This window comes from Micromonospora mirobrigensis (assembly GCF_900091555.1).
Classification (GTDB): Bacteria; Actinomycetota; Actinomycetes; order Mycobacteriales; family Micromonosporaceae; genus Micromonospora; species Micromonospora mirobrigensis.
In genome coordinates this window covers 297,090-310,513 of sequence record NZ_FMCX01000003.1, presented here as the reverse complement: position 1 = coordinate 310,513, position 13,424 = coordinate 297,090, and the positions used below count along the sequence as shown (strand labels likewise).

The 13,424-nt window shown below is 76.2% G+C and carries 9 protein-coding genes and 1 pseudogene; 9 read left to right on the top strand and 1 reads right to left on the bottom strand.

The annotated features are described in order from the left end of the window. Window positions 1-73 precede the first annotated feature (73 nt). The 5 genes and pseudogenes from GA0070564_RS12560 to GA0070564_RS12540 all read left to right on the top strand — a co-directional run bounded on the left by GA0070564_RS12560 (window position 74) and on the right by GA0070564_RS12540 (window position 5,968). Entirely contained in the window at window positions 74-775 is a 702-nt protein-coding gene (locus tag GA0070564_RS12560; protein WP_088972994.1) for a response regulator transcription factor, read from the top strand. Continuing rightward, complete coding sequence (locus GA0070564_RS12555) at window positions 772-2,328, top strand: HAMP domain-containing sensor histidine kinase (protein ID WP_091608030.1); 1,557 nt, start codon at window positions 772-774, stop codon at window positions 2,326-2,328. The genes GA0070564_RS12560 and GA0070564_RS12555 overlap by 4 nt, the downstream gene beginning before the upstream one ends. 62 nt (window positions 2,329-2,390) lie before the next feature. Next, entirely contained in the window at window positions 2,391-3,923 is a 1,533-nt protein-coding gene (locus tag GA0070564_RS12550) for a trypsin-like peptidase domain-containing protein (RefSeq protein ID WP_091608027.1), read from the top strand. A gap of 216 nt (window positions 3,924-4,139) precedes the next feature. Then, a pseudogene (locus GA0070564_RS12545) lies at window positions 4,140-4,798 on the top strand (BON domain-containing protein). Between the two features lie 129 nt (window positions 4,799-4,927). Then, a complete protein-coding gene (locus tag GA0070564_RS12540) occupies window positions 4,928-5,968 on the top strand; it encodes a glycosyltransferase family 4 protein (RefSeq protein ID WP_091609127.1) in 1,041 nt (346 codons plus the stop codon). A 7-nt stretch (window positions 5,969-5,975) separates the two neighbouring features. Here GA0070564_RS12540 and GA0070564_RS12535 read toward each other — a convergent pair whose 3' ends face one another. After that, the gene (locus GA0070564_RS12535; protein ID WP_091608025.1) at window positions 5,976-7,400 is read right to left on the bottom strand and encodes a serine/threonine-protein kinase; all 1,425 of its coding nucleotides are present in this window, start codon (window positions 7,398-7,400) and stop codon (window positions 5,976-5,978) included. A 192-nt stretch (window positions 7,401-7,592) separates the two neighbouring features. Between GA0070564_RS12535 and GA0070564_RS12530 the strand changes: the two genes are divergently transcribed. Genes GA0070564_RS12530 through GA0070564_RS12515 form a run of 4 tightly spaced genes read left to right on the top strand, consistent with a single transcriptional unit; the run spans window position 7,593 to window position 13,381 of the window. Continuing rightward, on the top strand, window positions 7,593-8,426 hold the full coding sequence (locus tag GA0070564_RS12530; RefSeq protein ID WP_091609124.1) for a patatin-like phospholipase family protein: 834 nt from the start codon (window positions 7,593-7,595) through the stop codon (window positions 8,424-8,426). Beyond that, window positions 8,426-9,448 carry a 1-acyl-sn-glycerol-3-phosphate acyltransferase gene (locus GA0070564_RS12525; RefSeq protein ID WP_091608022.1) on the top strand — a complete coding sequence of 341 codons (1,023 nt, stop codon included), beginning with the start codon at window positions 8,426-8,428 and terminating at the stop codon, window positions 9,446-9,448. The genes GA0070564_RS12530 and GA0070564_RS12525 overlap by 1 nt, the downstream gene beginning before the upstream one ends. Window positions 9,449-9,457: 9 nt before the next feature. Continuing rightward, complete coding sequence (cutA, locus tag GA0070564_RS12520) at window positions 9,458-9,778, top strand: divalent-cation tolerance protein CutA (protein ID WP_091608019.1); 321 nt, start codon at window positions 9,458-9,460, stop codon at window positions 9,776-9,778. 48 nt (window positions 9,779-9,826) lie between these two features. Beyond that, window positions 9,827-13,381: an SCO7613 C-terminal domain-containing membrane protein gene (locus GA0070564_RS12515; RefSeq protein WP_091608016.1), complete on the top strand. Its 3,555-nt coding sequence runs from the start codon at window positions 9,827-9,829 to the stop codon at window positions 13,379-13,381. Window positions 13,382-13,424 lie beyond the last annotated feature (43 nt).

Below are 13,424 nucleotides of genomic sequence, written 5' to 3'. Positions count from 1 at the left end.
CGGGCGGTGGGCTCACAGGGTTTTTCCAGGAAGCGCCCAGCGCCCCCGCAGGCACTGCACGGATGATGGGCACATGGCCGCTACCCAGACCGAGGCGCGACTTCTCGTCGTCGAGGACGACCCCAACATCCTCGAACTGCTCTCCGCGAGCCTGCGGTTCGCCGGCTTCGACGTGGCGACCGCGACCAGCGGCAGCTCGGCGCTGAGCACCGCCAAGGACCACCGCCCCGACCTCGTCGTGCTCGACGTGATGCTGCCGGACCTCGACGGCTTCGAGGTGATCCGGATGCTCCGCGAGGGCGGTACGCGTACCCCGGTGGTCTTCCTGACCGCCCGGGACGCCACCGACGACAAGATCCGCGGGCTCACCCTGGGCGGCGACGACTACGTCACCAAGCCGTTCAGCCTGGAGGAGCTGACCGCCCGGATCCGGGCGGTGCTGCGGCGTACGGCCAGCGGCGAGCAGGCCCCGTCCCGGCTCACCTTCGCCGACCTGGAGCTGGACGAGGAGACCCACGAGGTGCACCGGGCCGGGCAGCGGGTGCAGCTCTCGCCGACCGAGTTCAAGCTGCTGCGCTACCTGATGCTCAACGCCAACCGGGTGCTGTCCAAGGCGCAGATCCTCGACCACGTGTGGAACTACGACTTCCGCGGTGACGACAACATCGTCGAGTCGTACATCTCCTACCTGCGGCGCAAGGTCGACAACACCCAGCCCCGGCTGATCCACACCCTGCGTGGCGTGGGGTACGTCCTGCGCAAGCCGGCGGCGTGAACGCGGTTGCCGGGGCCAAGGGCAAGCTGAGGAGCGTCCCGCTGCGGGTCAAGCTGGTCGCCGCGGTGCTCGCCCTGGTCGCCATGGCCCTGGTGGTGATCAGCTCGCTGACCACGTACTTCCTGCGTGACTACCTGATGGACCAGGTCGACGCACAGCTGAGCCGGGACCACGCCGGGGTGGCCGAGGTGCTGGCCCGGGCGCAGGGCCGCCCGATCGAGATCAACATCCCCAGCGAGTACGTGGCGGCCGAGGCCTCCCAGCGGTTCGGTGTGGGGGGTCCGTACGGCTACCGGGGACTGAGCTGGGCCGAGCTGCCGCAGGTCCCCGACGACGTCCAGGGCTTCGCGGCCAAGGTCGGGGACCCGTTCACCGTACGCTCGGAGGACGGCCGGACCCGCTGGCGGATGCTCTACATCGACCTCGGCAACGGCACCTACATGGCGATCGGCCAGCACCTGACCAGCGTCGACCAGGCCGTGAAGCGGCTGATCTGGATAGACCTGCTGGTCGGCGGCGCGGTGCTGATCCTGCTCGCCTCGATCGGCGCGGCCATCGTGCGGACCAGCCTGAAACCGTTGGTCGAGATCGAACGTACCGCCGCCGCGATCGCCGGCGGGGACCTCAGCCGCCGGGTGCCCGACCCGGAGGAGGGGCGGGCCTGCCCCACCTCGGAGCTGGGCCGGCTCTCCCGGGCGTTGAACGCGATGCTCACCCAGATCGAGGCGGCCTTCACCGCGCGGGCGGCCTCGGAGTCCGCGGCCCGTTCGGCCGAGGTCGGCGCTCGGGACGCCGCGGCCGCCGCGCAGGCGTCCGAGGCGCGGGCCCGGCGGTCCGAGGAGCGGATGCGGCAGTTCATCGCGGACGCCTCGCACGAGCTGCGTACGCCACTGACCACCATCCGCGGCTTCGCCGAGCTGTACCGACAGGGTGCGGCCCGCGAGCCGCAGCAGACCGGTGACCTGCTGCGCCGGATCGAGGACGAGGCGGCCCGGATGGGGCTGCTGGTCGAGGACCTGCTGCTGCTGGCCCGGCTGGACCGGGAGCGGCCGCTCTCGCTCGCCCCGGTGGAGCTGCCGGTGCTGGCCACCGACGCCGTCGAGGCGGCCCGGGTGGTCGCCCCGGACCGCCGGATCGAGCTGGAGATCGAGCCGGGCTCCGGCCCGCTGGTGGTGTACGGCGACGACGCCCGGCTCCGCCAGGTGATCGGCAACCTGATGACCAACGCGCTCACCCACACTCCGCCCGAGGCGGGGGTGACCCTGCGGTTGCGTGCCGAACCGGGCCACCTGGCGGTGGTCGAGGTGGCCGACACCGGCCCCGGGCTCACCCCCGAGCAGGCGGAGCGGGTCTTCGAACGCTTCTACCGGGTGGACGCGGCGCGGACCCGGCGGGCCACCGGCGCCACCAGCACCGGTCTCGGGCTGGCCATCGTCGCGGCCCTGGTGGCCGCCCACCGGGGCAGCGTGGAGGCGGTCGACACCCCGGGTGGTGGGGCCACCTTCCGGGTGCGGCTGCCGCTGATCCCGGACACCGAGGGTGAGGACGAGTGACTTCCAGCGAACATTCAGGTGGGTTCCAGGCGGATCGCAGTGGCGAGGGGAAAGCTGTACCCATGAGCGAGCACGAGACCGACCCGCAGTGGCGGCCGGCCACCTCCGACGCCGAGCCGTCGCACCCCACCGCCGAGCTGCCCCGCGCCGAGCGCGGGCAGGCCGACTCCTCCACCGGCCCCGGCGACCGTGCGGCCACCGACGCCGGCCGGGTCGACCCCACCGGTGACACCCCGACCTCCGGCCCCTACGGCACTCCCGGCGTGGCCCCGACCTCCGGTCCCTACGGCACCGCGAGCGCCGCCCCGGCCTCCGGCGCCTACGGCACCGCCCCGACCCCCGGTCCCTACGGCACCACCGGATACCCCGGTACGTCCTGGCCGGGTGGCCAGCAGCAGGCCGGCCAGTACCCCGGGGCCCACTGGTACCCGGGCCAGCAGTACCCGCAGCAGCAGTCCGGCTGGGCGGCGGGTCACCCCGGCTACCCGGGTCAGCAGCACCCGGGCGCGCCGATGCCGCCGTGGGGTCAGGCGGCACCGCACCGGCCCGGCCGGGCGGCCAAGTTCGTCGGCGCGGGGGTCGCCGTACTGGCCCTGATGTTCGGTTCCGGGGTGGCCGGCGGTGCGCTCGCGCTCGCCGTGGGCGACCACGGCGGGGTCACCCGCACCTACAGCGCCGCACCGGTGATCAACAGCGCCGACCTGCCCAAGATCGCTGCGGCCGTGCAGGACAGCGTCGTGTCGATCATCACCGACAGCGGTGAGGGCTCCGGCGTCATCCTCAGCGCCGACGGCTACGTGCTCACCAACAACCACGTGGTCGCCTCCGCCAGCGGGGACACCGTGCGGGTGGTCTTCGCCGACGGCAAGACCGCCCAGGCCAAGATCGTCGGAACCGACCCGAAGACCGACCTGGCCGTGGTGAAGGCCGGCGGGGTCAGCGGCCTGAAGGCGGCGACCTTCGGCGACAGCGACGCCATGCAGGTCGGCGACCAGGTGCTCGCCCTGGGCAGCCCGCTCGGCCTCCAGGGTTCGGTCACCGCCGGCATCCTCAGCGCCCGGGACCGGACCATCCAGGCCGGCGAGGGCCAGCAGCAGCCGAACCCGCAGCAGGGCGCCAGCTCGATCTCCGGCCTACTCCAGACCGACGCCCCGATCAACCCCGGCAACTCCGGCGGCGCGCTGGTCAACACCCGCGGTCAGGTGATCGGCATCAACACCGCGATCGCCACCGCCGGCCAGGGCAGCAACGGCAACATCGGCGTCGGCTTCGCCATCCCGAGCAACAAGGCCAAGGACGTCGCCAGCAAGCTCCAGCGCGGCGAGAAGGTCAGCCACCCGTCACTCGGGGTCAGCGTGAACGCCGCGGAGGACGGGGGCGCCCTGGTCGCCGCCGTCGTGCCGGGCAGCGCGGCCGAGAAGGCCGGCCTCCAGCGCGGCGACGTGATCACCAAGTTCGGTGACAAGGTGATCAACGACTCGAACGATCTGGTCGGCGCCGTGCAGGCCGGCAAGGTCGGCGACCGGGTCGAGGTGGAATTCAAGCGAAACGGTTCCGCCCGGACGGCAACCGCGACGCTCTCCGAGACGTCATAACGACATCGACTTCCTTCAGGGGGGCGGGGCGACGGGCCAAGGGGGTTGGCGCGGCGCACCTCCCGCCGGGGCGGCGGGTGACGAGCCAAGGGGGTTGGCGCGTCACCCGCCGCCCGTTCTTCCCCTCCGGCGGGTTCACCCCGACCGGGTGAACCGGCCTCACCCGCCCGGCCGGCACGCTGGCCGCGCGAGGAGCGCCGAGCCGAAGGGGACGCGATGACCACGGCAGCCACCCGTACCGATCCGGACCTCCAGCGCGCCGTCCTCGACGAGCTGCGCTGGGACGCCCGGGCCCGGCCCGGGGAGATCGGGGTGAGCGTCCACGACGGGGTGGTCACCCTGACCGGCCGGGTGGACAGCTACGCCCGCAAGTGGGCGGTGGAACGCGCGTCGCCGGCGTCCGCGCCGTCGCCGGTGACCTCGAGGTACGCCTCGAACCCGACGACGAGCCGGCCGACACCGAGATCGCCATCGCGGCCGCCCGGGCGCTGGAGTGGGACAGCTTCGTCCCCGCCGAGCGGCTGGACGTGACGGTCGCCAACGGCTGGGTGGTGCTCCGTGGCGAGGTCGAGTTCGGCTGGCAACGGCGTACCGCCGAGGGGGAGTTGCGCCGGCTGCGGGGCGTACGCGGGGTGACCGACCTGGTCGAGGTCCGCCCGGCGGCGCCGCCCCCGCCCGAGGAGGTCGTCCGGGACCTGCTGCGCGCCCTGCGCCGGCGGCCCGGGACCGGGCGGGTGGACGTCCGGCTGGTGGGGGACACCGTGCTGCTCACCGGTGAGGTGCGCAACGCCCGGGACCGCGACGAGGCCGAGCGGGTGGCCTGGTCCGCCCCCGGCGTGCGGACGGTCGACGCCCGCCTGGTGCTGACCGGCTGACAGTCGTTTGCCACGGCGGCGGTGGGGAAAGCGCCGACGATCACGTTCACCGGGCACATCGGGGGAGGACTCGTGGCCGTGCACCACCTTCCGGCCGACCGGACGGACGAACGGCCACTGCGGATAGCCATGGTGGTCCCGCCGTGGCTGTCGGTGCCGCCGCCCGGTTACGGCGGGCTGGAGCAGGTGGTGGCCGGCCTGGTGGAGACCCTGGTCGGGCACGGCCACGCGGTGACGGTCTTCGGCGCCGGGCAGCACCACGGAACCCCCGCCCACTTCGTCTCCACCGTGGCCGACCTCCAGTTCGACCGGCTGGGCGAGTCGCTGCCCGAGCTGGCCCACCTCTCCCGGGTCCGCCAACTGCTCGACCCGGCCGACTTCGACCTGGTGCACGACCACACCACCATCGGCCCGCTGGTGGCCCGTCGTCGTACGGTCCCGACCGTCGCCACCGTGCACGGCAACCCGGTGGGCGAGTACGGCGACGTGCTCGGCGACACCGACCGCGGGGTGGGCCTGGTGGCCATCTCGAACACCCAGCGCCGGGCCAACCCCCGGCTGCCCTGGGTGGGCACGGTGCACAACGCGATGGACGTCCGGGACATCCCACACAAACGGACCACCGGCGGCGGGCCGGTGCTCTGGCTGGCCCGGTTCAGCCCGGACAAGGGCCCCGAAGTGGCCATCCGGGCGTGCCGGGCGGCAGGGCTGCCGTTGACCCTGGCCGGGAAGTGCAACGAGCCGGCCGAGCGCCGCTACTACGAGCAGGTCGTCGCGCCGATGCTGGACGAGGACGTGGACGTGGTGCTCAACGCCGACCGGCAGGAGACGCTGCGGATGTTGCTCCATGCCCGCTGCCTGATCATGCCGATCCAGTGGGAGGAACCGTTCGGCATGGTGATGGTCGAGGCGATGGCCACCGGCACGCCGGTGGTGGCGCTGAACCGGGGCGCGGTGCCGGAGCTGGTCCGGCCGGGCGTGACCGGCCTGATCTGCGAGCGCGCCGACGAGCTGCCAGCCGCGCTGGGGGCCGCGGACCGGCTCGACCCGGCCGCCTGCGTGGCGCACGTCGCGGAGAACTTCTCCACCGAGCGGATGGCGCGGGGCTACGAGGAGATCTACCGCCGGCAGGCGCTGACCGTCGTCCGGGAGCCGATCGCCGCCCGCTGACCGGCGGTCAGACCCGGGCGGTGCCGAGGGCGACGATCGCGGCGTCCAGTTGCCGGGCGTACTCGGGGGTGATGGCGCCCTCGCGGAGGCGGACGGTGACCTTCTCGCGCAGCCGGGCCACCGGGGTGGCCAGGTCGCCGCGCCCGTCGCCCGCCGCGGCGGTCAGGTTGCGTAGCTCGTTGCGCAGGTCCAGCCCGACGTCCGAGCGGATGTCACCGGCGCTCACCCCGTCACCGATCAGCCCCTCCACCCGGGCGGCCACCTCGATCAGGCTCTCCCCGGGCTGCGGGGCGGCCGTCGACGGGGCGGCCGGCCGGCCGGTGGTGCGGGACGGCGCGGGCGCCGGCCGGGGCGGGGTGGTCGTCGGCGCGACGGAGGTGGGCGCCGGGGCGACGGTCGGCGCCACCAGCGGCGGTGACCGGTCCGGTCGCAGCGCCGGCACCGCCAGCGCCACCACGACGGCCAGCGCCGCGGCCGTCACCAGCGCGGGCCGCTCCCACCGGCGGCCCGGCGCCGGCCCCGCCGCGGGCTCGCCGGCCGGCCGGGGGACCAGCGGCAGGGTGACCGTCGGCGCCAGCATGGTCGCCGCCTGCGGGTCGGCCGGCAGCAGCTGGTCGCGCAGGGCGGCCGCCACCTGGCGGGCGGTCGGCCGGTCGTGCGGGTCCCGGGCCAGGCAACGCGCGCAGACCTGGGCCACCGCGGGTGGCAGCCCCGGCACGACCGGCGGCGCCGGCGCGCCCCGCTCCAGCGCCGTTGCCAGCTGCTCCCAGGTGTCCGCCGGGTACGGCAGCCGGCCGGTCAACGTCTGGTAGAGCAGCACGCCCAGCGAGTAGACGTCGGTGGCGGGCTGTGCCGGCACCCCGTCCAGCCGCTCCGGCGCCACGTACGCCGGGGTGCCGAACGTGCCGCCGTCCTCGTCGTCGTCCGGCGCGCCGACCTGGGTGGCGATGCCGAAGTCCAGCACCTTGGCCCCGACCGAGGTCAGCATGACGTTGCCCGGGGTGATGTCCCGGTGCACGATCCCGAGCCGGTGCGCCGCGGCCAGCGCCTCGGCGACCTGCGCGGCCAGCTCCACCGCCGCCGGCCAGGGCAGCGGCCCCTCGGCCAGTCGCCGCTCCAGCGCCTCACCGGCGAGCAGCTCCATCACCACGAACGAGGTGATCGAACCGTCCGGCGCCAACGCCTCGCCGTAGTCGTGCACCGAGGTGACGTGCGGGTGGACCAGCTGGGCGGCCGAGCGGGCCTCCTCGCGGACCATGTCCCGGAACCGGGCGTCCGCGGCCAGCGACGGGGCGAGCACCTTCAGCGCCACGACCCGGTCCAGCACCTCGTCCCGGGCTCGCCAGATCACCGACATGCCACCGGCCCCGACCTGGTCGATCAGCCGGTATCGCCGGGCCAGCAGACTGCCGGCCTGCAGAGCTGCTGCCATCGGGATCGCACCTGCCTGGGGTGGGGGCGGTATCAGGTTGCGGCAATGTGTCCGGGCTGTCAACGCCTCGTCCGGTTTCCCGCGACGGTGTGCGGCGGGCCGGTCGCCGGCCCGTGACGGCCGACCGGTCCGGGCGGTGGCGGGCGGCGGCTGCCCCGGGCGCGGCGGCGCGGACGTGCCAGGATGGACCGCATGGTGAGCGGTCCGGTGGCGTTCGTGCTCGGCGGCGGGGGAGTGCTCGGCGCGGTCGAGGTGGGCATGCTGCGGGCCCTGTTCCGGGCCCGGATCCGCCCGGACATGGTGCTCGGCACCTCGATCGGGGCGGTGAACGGCGCCTTGGTCGCCGCCGACCCGTCCGAGGCGGTCACCGACCGGCTGGTCCGGCTCTGGGCGTCGCCCGAGGCCAGCGAGGTGTACGGCGACTCCGTCGCCCGGCAGCTGCGCCGCTTCGCCGCCCGTACCCACCTGCACTCGCCCCGGCCGCTGCGCCGGCTGCTGGAGAGCGAGCTGGGCGAGGCGACCACCTTCGCCGACCTCAAGGTGCCGTTCCGGTGCTGCGCGGCGAACATCGAACGCGCCGCCGAGCACTGGTTCCACGACGGGCCGCTGGTGCCGGCGGTGCTCGCCTCCGCCTCCGTGCCGGGGCTGCTGCCACCCACCGAGATCGGCGGCCAGCACTACATCGACGGTGGCATCGTCAACTCCATCCCGGTCGGCGAGGCGGTGACCCAGGGCGCCCGGCAGATCTTCGTGCTCCAGGTGGGCCGGATCGAACGGGAGCTCACCCCGCCCCGACGCCCCTGGGAGATCGCCCAGGTGGCGTTCGAGATCGCCCGCCGGCACCGGTTCGCCCGGGAGCTCGCGGCGCTGCCCGAGGGGGTCCGGGTGCACGTGCTGCCCACCGGGGGCGGTGGGCCCCGCGACGACAGCCCGTGGGCGTACCGCGACATGGCGGCCGTGGGACGGCGGATCAGTCGCGCGTACACGGCCACCCGGCACTACCTGGCCACCCAACTGGACGACTGATGCCGCTGCCACCGCGATGGCTCCGCCGGCTGCTCGTGGCGCCCGGCGTGGTGCTGCTCGCGGTGCTGGTGGTGACCACCCTGCCCGCCTGGGCGCTGCTCGCCCTGGCCGCCTCGCCGTTCGTCCCCGGTCGGCTGCGCCCGCTGCGGCTGCTCTGGATCGGCTGCGTCTACCTGGTCTGGGACGCCGCGGCGCTGCTCGCCCTCTTCGTGCTCTGGGTCGTCTCCGGCTTCGGCGCGCACAAGCGGTCGCCGGCCTTCCAACGCGCCCACTACGTGCTCGCCGGCTGGTTCCTGCGGGTGCTGTTCTGGCAGGCCCGGTGGACGCTGCGGCTCAGCATCGACGTGGTCGGCACCGACCCGGACACCGCCCTGCCCGGCCGCCCGGAGCTGGTGCTCTGCCGGCACGCCGGCCCCGGCGACTCGTTCATCCTGATCCACGCGCTGGTCAACTGGTTCCACCGCGAGCCGCGCATCGTGCTCAAGGCCAGCCTCCAGTGGGACCCGGCGATCGACGTGCTGCTCAACCGGCTGCCCAACCGGTTCATCGCCCCCGGCCCGGACGGCCGCAACGAGGTGGTCGGCCAGATCGGGCACCTGGCCACCGGCCTGGACGACGACGACGCCTTCGTGATCTTCCCCGAGGGTGGCAACTTCACCCCCGGCCGGCGGCTGCGCGCCATCGCCCGGCTGCGCGCCCGCGGGCTGGAGCGGATGGCGCTGCGCGCCGAACGGATGCGGCACGTGCTCGCCCCGCAGCCCGGCGGCCTGCTGGCCGCCCTGGAGGCGGCCCCCGACGCCGGGGTGATCTTCGTGGCGCACACCGGCCTCGACCAGCTGCTCACCATCACCGACGTCTGGCGGGAGCTGCCGATGGACAAGCGGATCGTGATGCGGTTCTGGTCGGTGCCGCCGGAGGAGATCCCCGCCGGCCGGCAGGAACGCATCGACTGGCTCTTCGACTGGTGGGCCCGGATCGACGAGTGGATCGCGGCCAACCGCGACGGCGTCACCGCCGCGTAGGGTGCGGAGGTGGAGCAGATCTGCGTGGTGACGACGGTGGTGGACGCGCGTTCGGTCGCCGACCTGCTGGCGGCGGCTGCCGTCGCCGGCCGGCTGGCCGCCTGTGCCCAGGTCGGCGGCCAGGTCGACAGCACCTACTGGTGGCGGTCCGGGGTGGAGACCAGCACCGAGTGGTCGGTGCAGTTCAAGACCGCGCCGGACCGGGCGCAGGCCCTGGTCGACCAGCTCCGCTCCGGTCACCCGTACGAGGTGCCGGAGATCCTGCTGTCCCGGGTGGAGTGCGGCGACCCGGCGTACGCGGCCTGGGTGCACGAGCAGACCCGGCCCTGAGTACGCACACTCTGTCGGAGCCGCCGCCCGCTCGGTGAGGATGGCGCGGTGGATGACACCGCCTACCCCTGCCCCCGCTGCGGGGCGCCCGCCGACCTGAGCCGGGGCTGTCCCGGCTGCGGGCTGCCGCCGTACCCGCCGGCCGCCGAGGTGGTCCGGCTGGACCGCGAGATCGCCCTGCTCGGCCGGGAGACGGGGCAGGCCCGGCAGGCGTACCAGGGGCTGGCCGCCCGGCTGCTGGCGGCGCAGGGGAGGCGGACCGAGCTGGCCGCCCGGATCCGGGCCGAGCTGCCGGCGCCTCGGGGCGTACCGGTGCCGGTGGCCGGCCCGGTCGCCGTGCCGGCCGGTCCGGTCGGTGGCCCGACCCGCGTGCCGGCCGGTCCGACCCGCGCGTCGGCCGGTCGGCCGGAGGCGTCCACCCGGGCGGTGCAGGGGCTGCTCTTCGTCCTCGGTGGCCTGCTGCTGGGCACCGCGGCGGTGGTCTTCACCGCGGTGGCCTGGGCGGCGGTCGGGGTGGCCGGCCGGGCGCTGATCCTCGCCGCGGTCACCGCGCTGGTGCTGGCCGTCCCGCTGGTGGCGGTCCGGCGCGGCCTGCGCGGCACGGCGGAGACGTTCGCCGCGGTGGGCCTGCTGCTGGTCCTCCTCGACGGGTACGCCGCCTGGTCGGTGGACCTGTTCGGGGTGGCCGGCTGGCCGGGGACCCGCTACGTCGGCCTGGTCGGCGCGGTCGCCACGGTGGTCGCCGCCGGTTACGGACGGCTCAGCCGGCTCGCCGTGCCCTGGTACGCCGCGCTGCTGACCGCCCAGCCGGTGCTGCCGCTGCTGGCCGCCGGGACCCGCCCGGGGGCGTCCGGGTGGGCGCTGGTCCTCGTGGCGCTGGCGCTGCTCGACCTGGCGGCGGTGCTGGTGCTGCACCGCCGGGGCGTCCGGATCGGCCGTACGAGGGGGACGGCCGCTCCGGCGCCGATCGGGGGCCCGGCGACCGGTGTGGGGCCGGTCGCCGGGACGGCGGGTGCGGGGCCGGCGGTGGGTGGGCTGGTGCTCACCTGGGTGGCGTACGCGGGGGCGCTGACCGTCGCCGCCGGTTGCGCCCTGGTGCCGCTGGCGGTGGGCCGGGCCGGCGGGTCGTCGCTGCTGGCCGGGGGGCCGCTGCTGGTGGTGGCGCTGACGCTGCTCGCCGGCACGGTGGTGGCCGGGGCGCGCCCGCTGCGGCTGGCCGCCGGCGGGCTGCTGGTGCCGGTGCTGGCGGCGGCGCTGCTCCGGCCGGTGGTCGAGCTGCGGGCCGGCCTGTCGGGGGTGGCCGCCGGGGTGGTGGCGGTGGGGCTCGCCGGCCTGGTCGGCCTGCTGCCCGGCCGGTTGCGGACCGGCCCGCGCTGGGGGGCGCTGGCGGTCTCCGGTGGCCTGCTGCTGCCCGCCGCCGCGCTCACCGTCGCCGTCGCGGGCGGGGCGGTCCACCGGTCCCTGCCGCCGTGGCGGGGCGCGTCACCGGCACCGACCGTGGACTGGGGGTGGCAGCTGCCGGTGCTGGTGGCGCTCACCGCCGGCGCGCTGGCGCTGCTGCTGCCCCGGGCGGCGCGACCGGCCACCCTGGTCGCCGGTGGCCCGCTGGTCGCGCTGGCGGCGCCCGCCGCGGCCGGCCCTCCCTGGCCGGCGGTGCTCGCCGGGGACCTGGCGGTCGGGGTGGTGCTGCTGCTGGCCGCGGTGACCGTCGCCCGTGGCACGGCGGTGGCCGCGACCGCCGCCGTCGGCGGGACGCTGCTGGTAGGGCACGGCCTGCTGGTCGGGTTCGCCGCCCCGGCCGGGGCCGGAGCCGCCCTCGCGGTCGTGCTGGTCGCCGGGGTCGTGGTGGCGGCGCTCGGCCGACGGGGCACCGGGGTGCGGCCGCCGGTGGCCGGGGCGGCGCTGGCCGCGGCGCTGCTGGCCGTACCGGCCGGGGTGCTGGTCGCGCTGGCCGGGGCGGGGGCCGGCGCCTGGTGGCAGGCCCGCGCCGGATTCGCCGCCGTCGCGGTCCTGCCCGTCGCGCTCGGCGCGGTCCGCCGGCACTGGCCGGACCTCTCCGGGTACGCGGGCGCCGCGTTCACCGTCGCGCTCGGCGCGGCCGGGCTCGCCCCGTTCGCCGTACCGGGAGAGCCCCTGACCCTGTACGCGGCCGGCGCGGTCCTGCTGGCCCTGGCCGCCGCGCGGGTCGCCGGCCGGTACGAGCCGCTCCGCCTCGCCGCCCTCGGCCTGGCCGGGGTGGCAGCCCTGGCCGCCCTGCCCGCCACCTTCCTCGTGCTGGCCGGCCCGTACGGCCCGCCGGTCGCGCCGTGGTCGGGTGCGCCGGCCACGGTGCCGCTGGCCGGCGCGCTGCCGGCCGGGCTGGCCCTGCTGGCGCTGGCGGTGGCCGTCGGTCCGCTGATCCGCCCCCCGGCCGCCGTCGGCTCCGGGGCTCCCCGGGCCGGGGTCACCCGCCGGTGGTCGGGGCGCCGGCTGGTCGGCGCGCTCGGCCTGCCCGCGGTGCCGTTCGGGGCGGCCGCGCTGCCGCTGCTGCTGGCCGCCGCCCGGGCGCCCTGGCCGGTGCTACCGGCGGTGACCGTGCTGGTCGGTCTGGCCGCCCTGCTGGTCGCGGCGCTGGCCACCCCGCGCGACGACCGGGTGGGGATCCTGGTCCCCCTCGGTACGGTGTGGACGGTCGCCGGTTTCGTCGGGCTGCTGGCGACCCGAGCCGGCACGCTCGCCGCCCTGGGCGCGGTGACCGCGGCCGCCGTGGTGGTCGGGGCGGCGGCCCGGGCCACGGCCACCCGGTTGCTCGGCTCGCTGCTGGCGACGGTGGCGGCGACCGGCCTCGCGGTCACCGCCACCCTCTCCGGTGGACTGCCGCTGCGGACCGCCGGGCTCCCGGTGCTCGCCGTGGCGGCGCTGGTCCTGCACGTCACGCCGGTGCTGCGGCGCCGGGATCCGGTGCCGGCCCGGGCCCTGGAGGCGGCCGCCCAGGCGGTGGCCCTGGTGGCGTTGCTGCTGACGGTGGCCGCGCCGCGGCACGCCGCCGTGGTCTGCGTGCTGTGGGGGACGGCGGTCGCGCTGCGGGTGGTGCGGCGCGGCGAGCCGGCCCGCCGGCGGGCGGTCCTCGCCGCGGTGGCCGGCGGCAGCGAACTGCTCGGCTGCTGGCTGCTGCTGGCCGACGGCGGGGTGGTGCTGCTGGAGGCGTACACGCTGCCGGCCGCCGCCCTGGCGCTGGCCGCCGGTCTGGTGGCGCTGCGGGCCCGTCCGGGGCTGACCAGCTGGCTGGCGCTCGGCCCGGGCCTGGCCGCCGGGCTGCTGCCGAGCCTGGTGTCGGTGCTGGTCGCCGCCGAGCCGCAGCCGTGGCGGCGGTTGCTGCTCGGGGTGGCCGCCCTGGTCGCGGTGCTCGGCGGGGCGGTACGCCGCTGGCAGGCGCCGGTGCTGCTGGGCGGGGTGGCCCTGGCCCTGCTGGCCCTGCACGAGCTGGCCCTCAGCTGGGACCTGATGCCCCGGTGGATCTACCTGGCCGTGGGCGGGCTGGCCCTGATCACCCTGGCCGCCACCTACGAGCGGCGGCGCCGCGACCTGAACCGGCTGCGTACCGTCGTCGGCCGGATGAGCTGACCCGATGCGGACATCTCGGTCTGGGTCGACGGCGGCGGTGCGT

What these genes read in the sequence shown, in the direction of transcription:
- GA0070564_RS12560 (WP_088972994.1), top strand. Translation starts at nt 74, where the DNA reads ATGGCCGCTACCCAGACCGAGGCGCGACTTCTCGTCGTCGAGGACGAC.
- GA0070564_RS12550 (WP_091608027.1), top strand. Translation starts at nt 2,391, where the DNA reads ATGAGCGAGCACGAGACCGACCCGCAGTGGCGGCCGGCCACCTCCGAC.
- GA0070564_RS12540 (WP_091609127.1), top strand. Translation starts at nt 4,928, where the DNA reads ATGGTGGTCCCGCCGTGGCTGTCGGTGCCGCCGCCCGGTTACGGCGGG.
- GA0070564_RS12535 (WP_091608025.1), bottom strand. Translation starts at nt 7,400, where the DNA reads ATGGCAGCAGCTCTGCAGGCCGGCAGTCTGCTGGCCCGGCGATACCGG.
- GA0070564_RS12530 (WP_091609124.1), top strand. Translation starts at nt 7,593, where the DNA reads ATGGTGAGCGGTCCGGTGGCGTTCGTGCTCGGCGGCGGGGGAGTGCTC.
- GA0070564_RS12525 (WP_091608022.1), top strand. Translation starts at nt 8,426, where the DNA reads ATGCCGCTGCCACCGCGATGGCTCCGCCGGCTGCTCGTGGCGCCCGGC.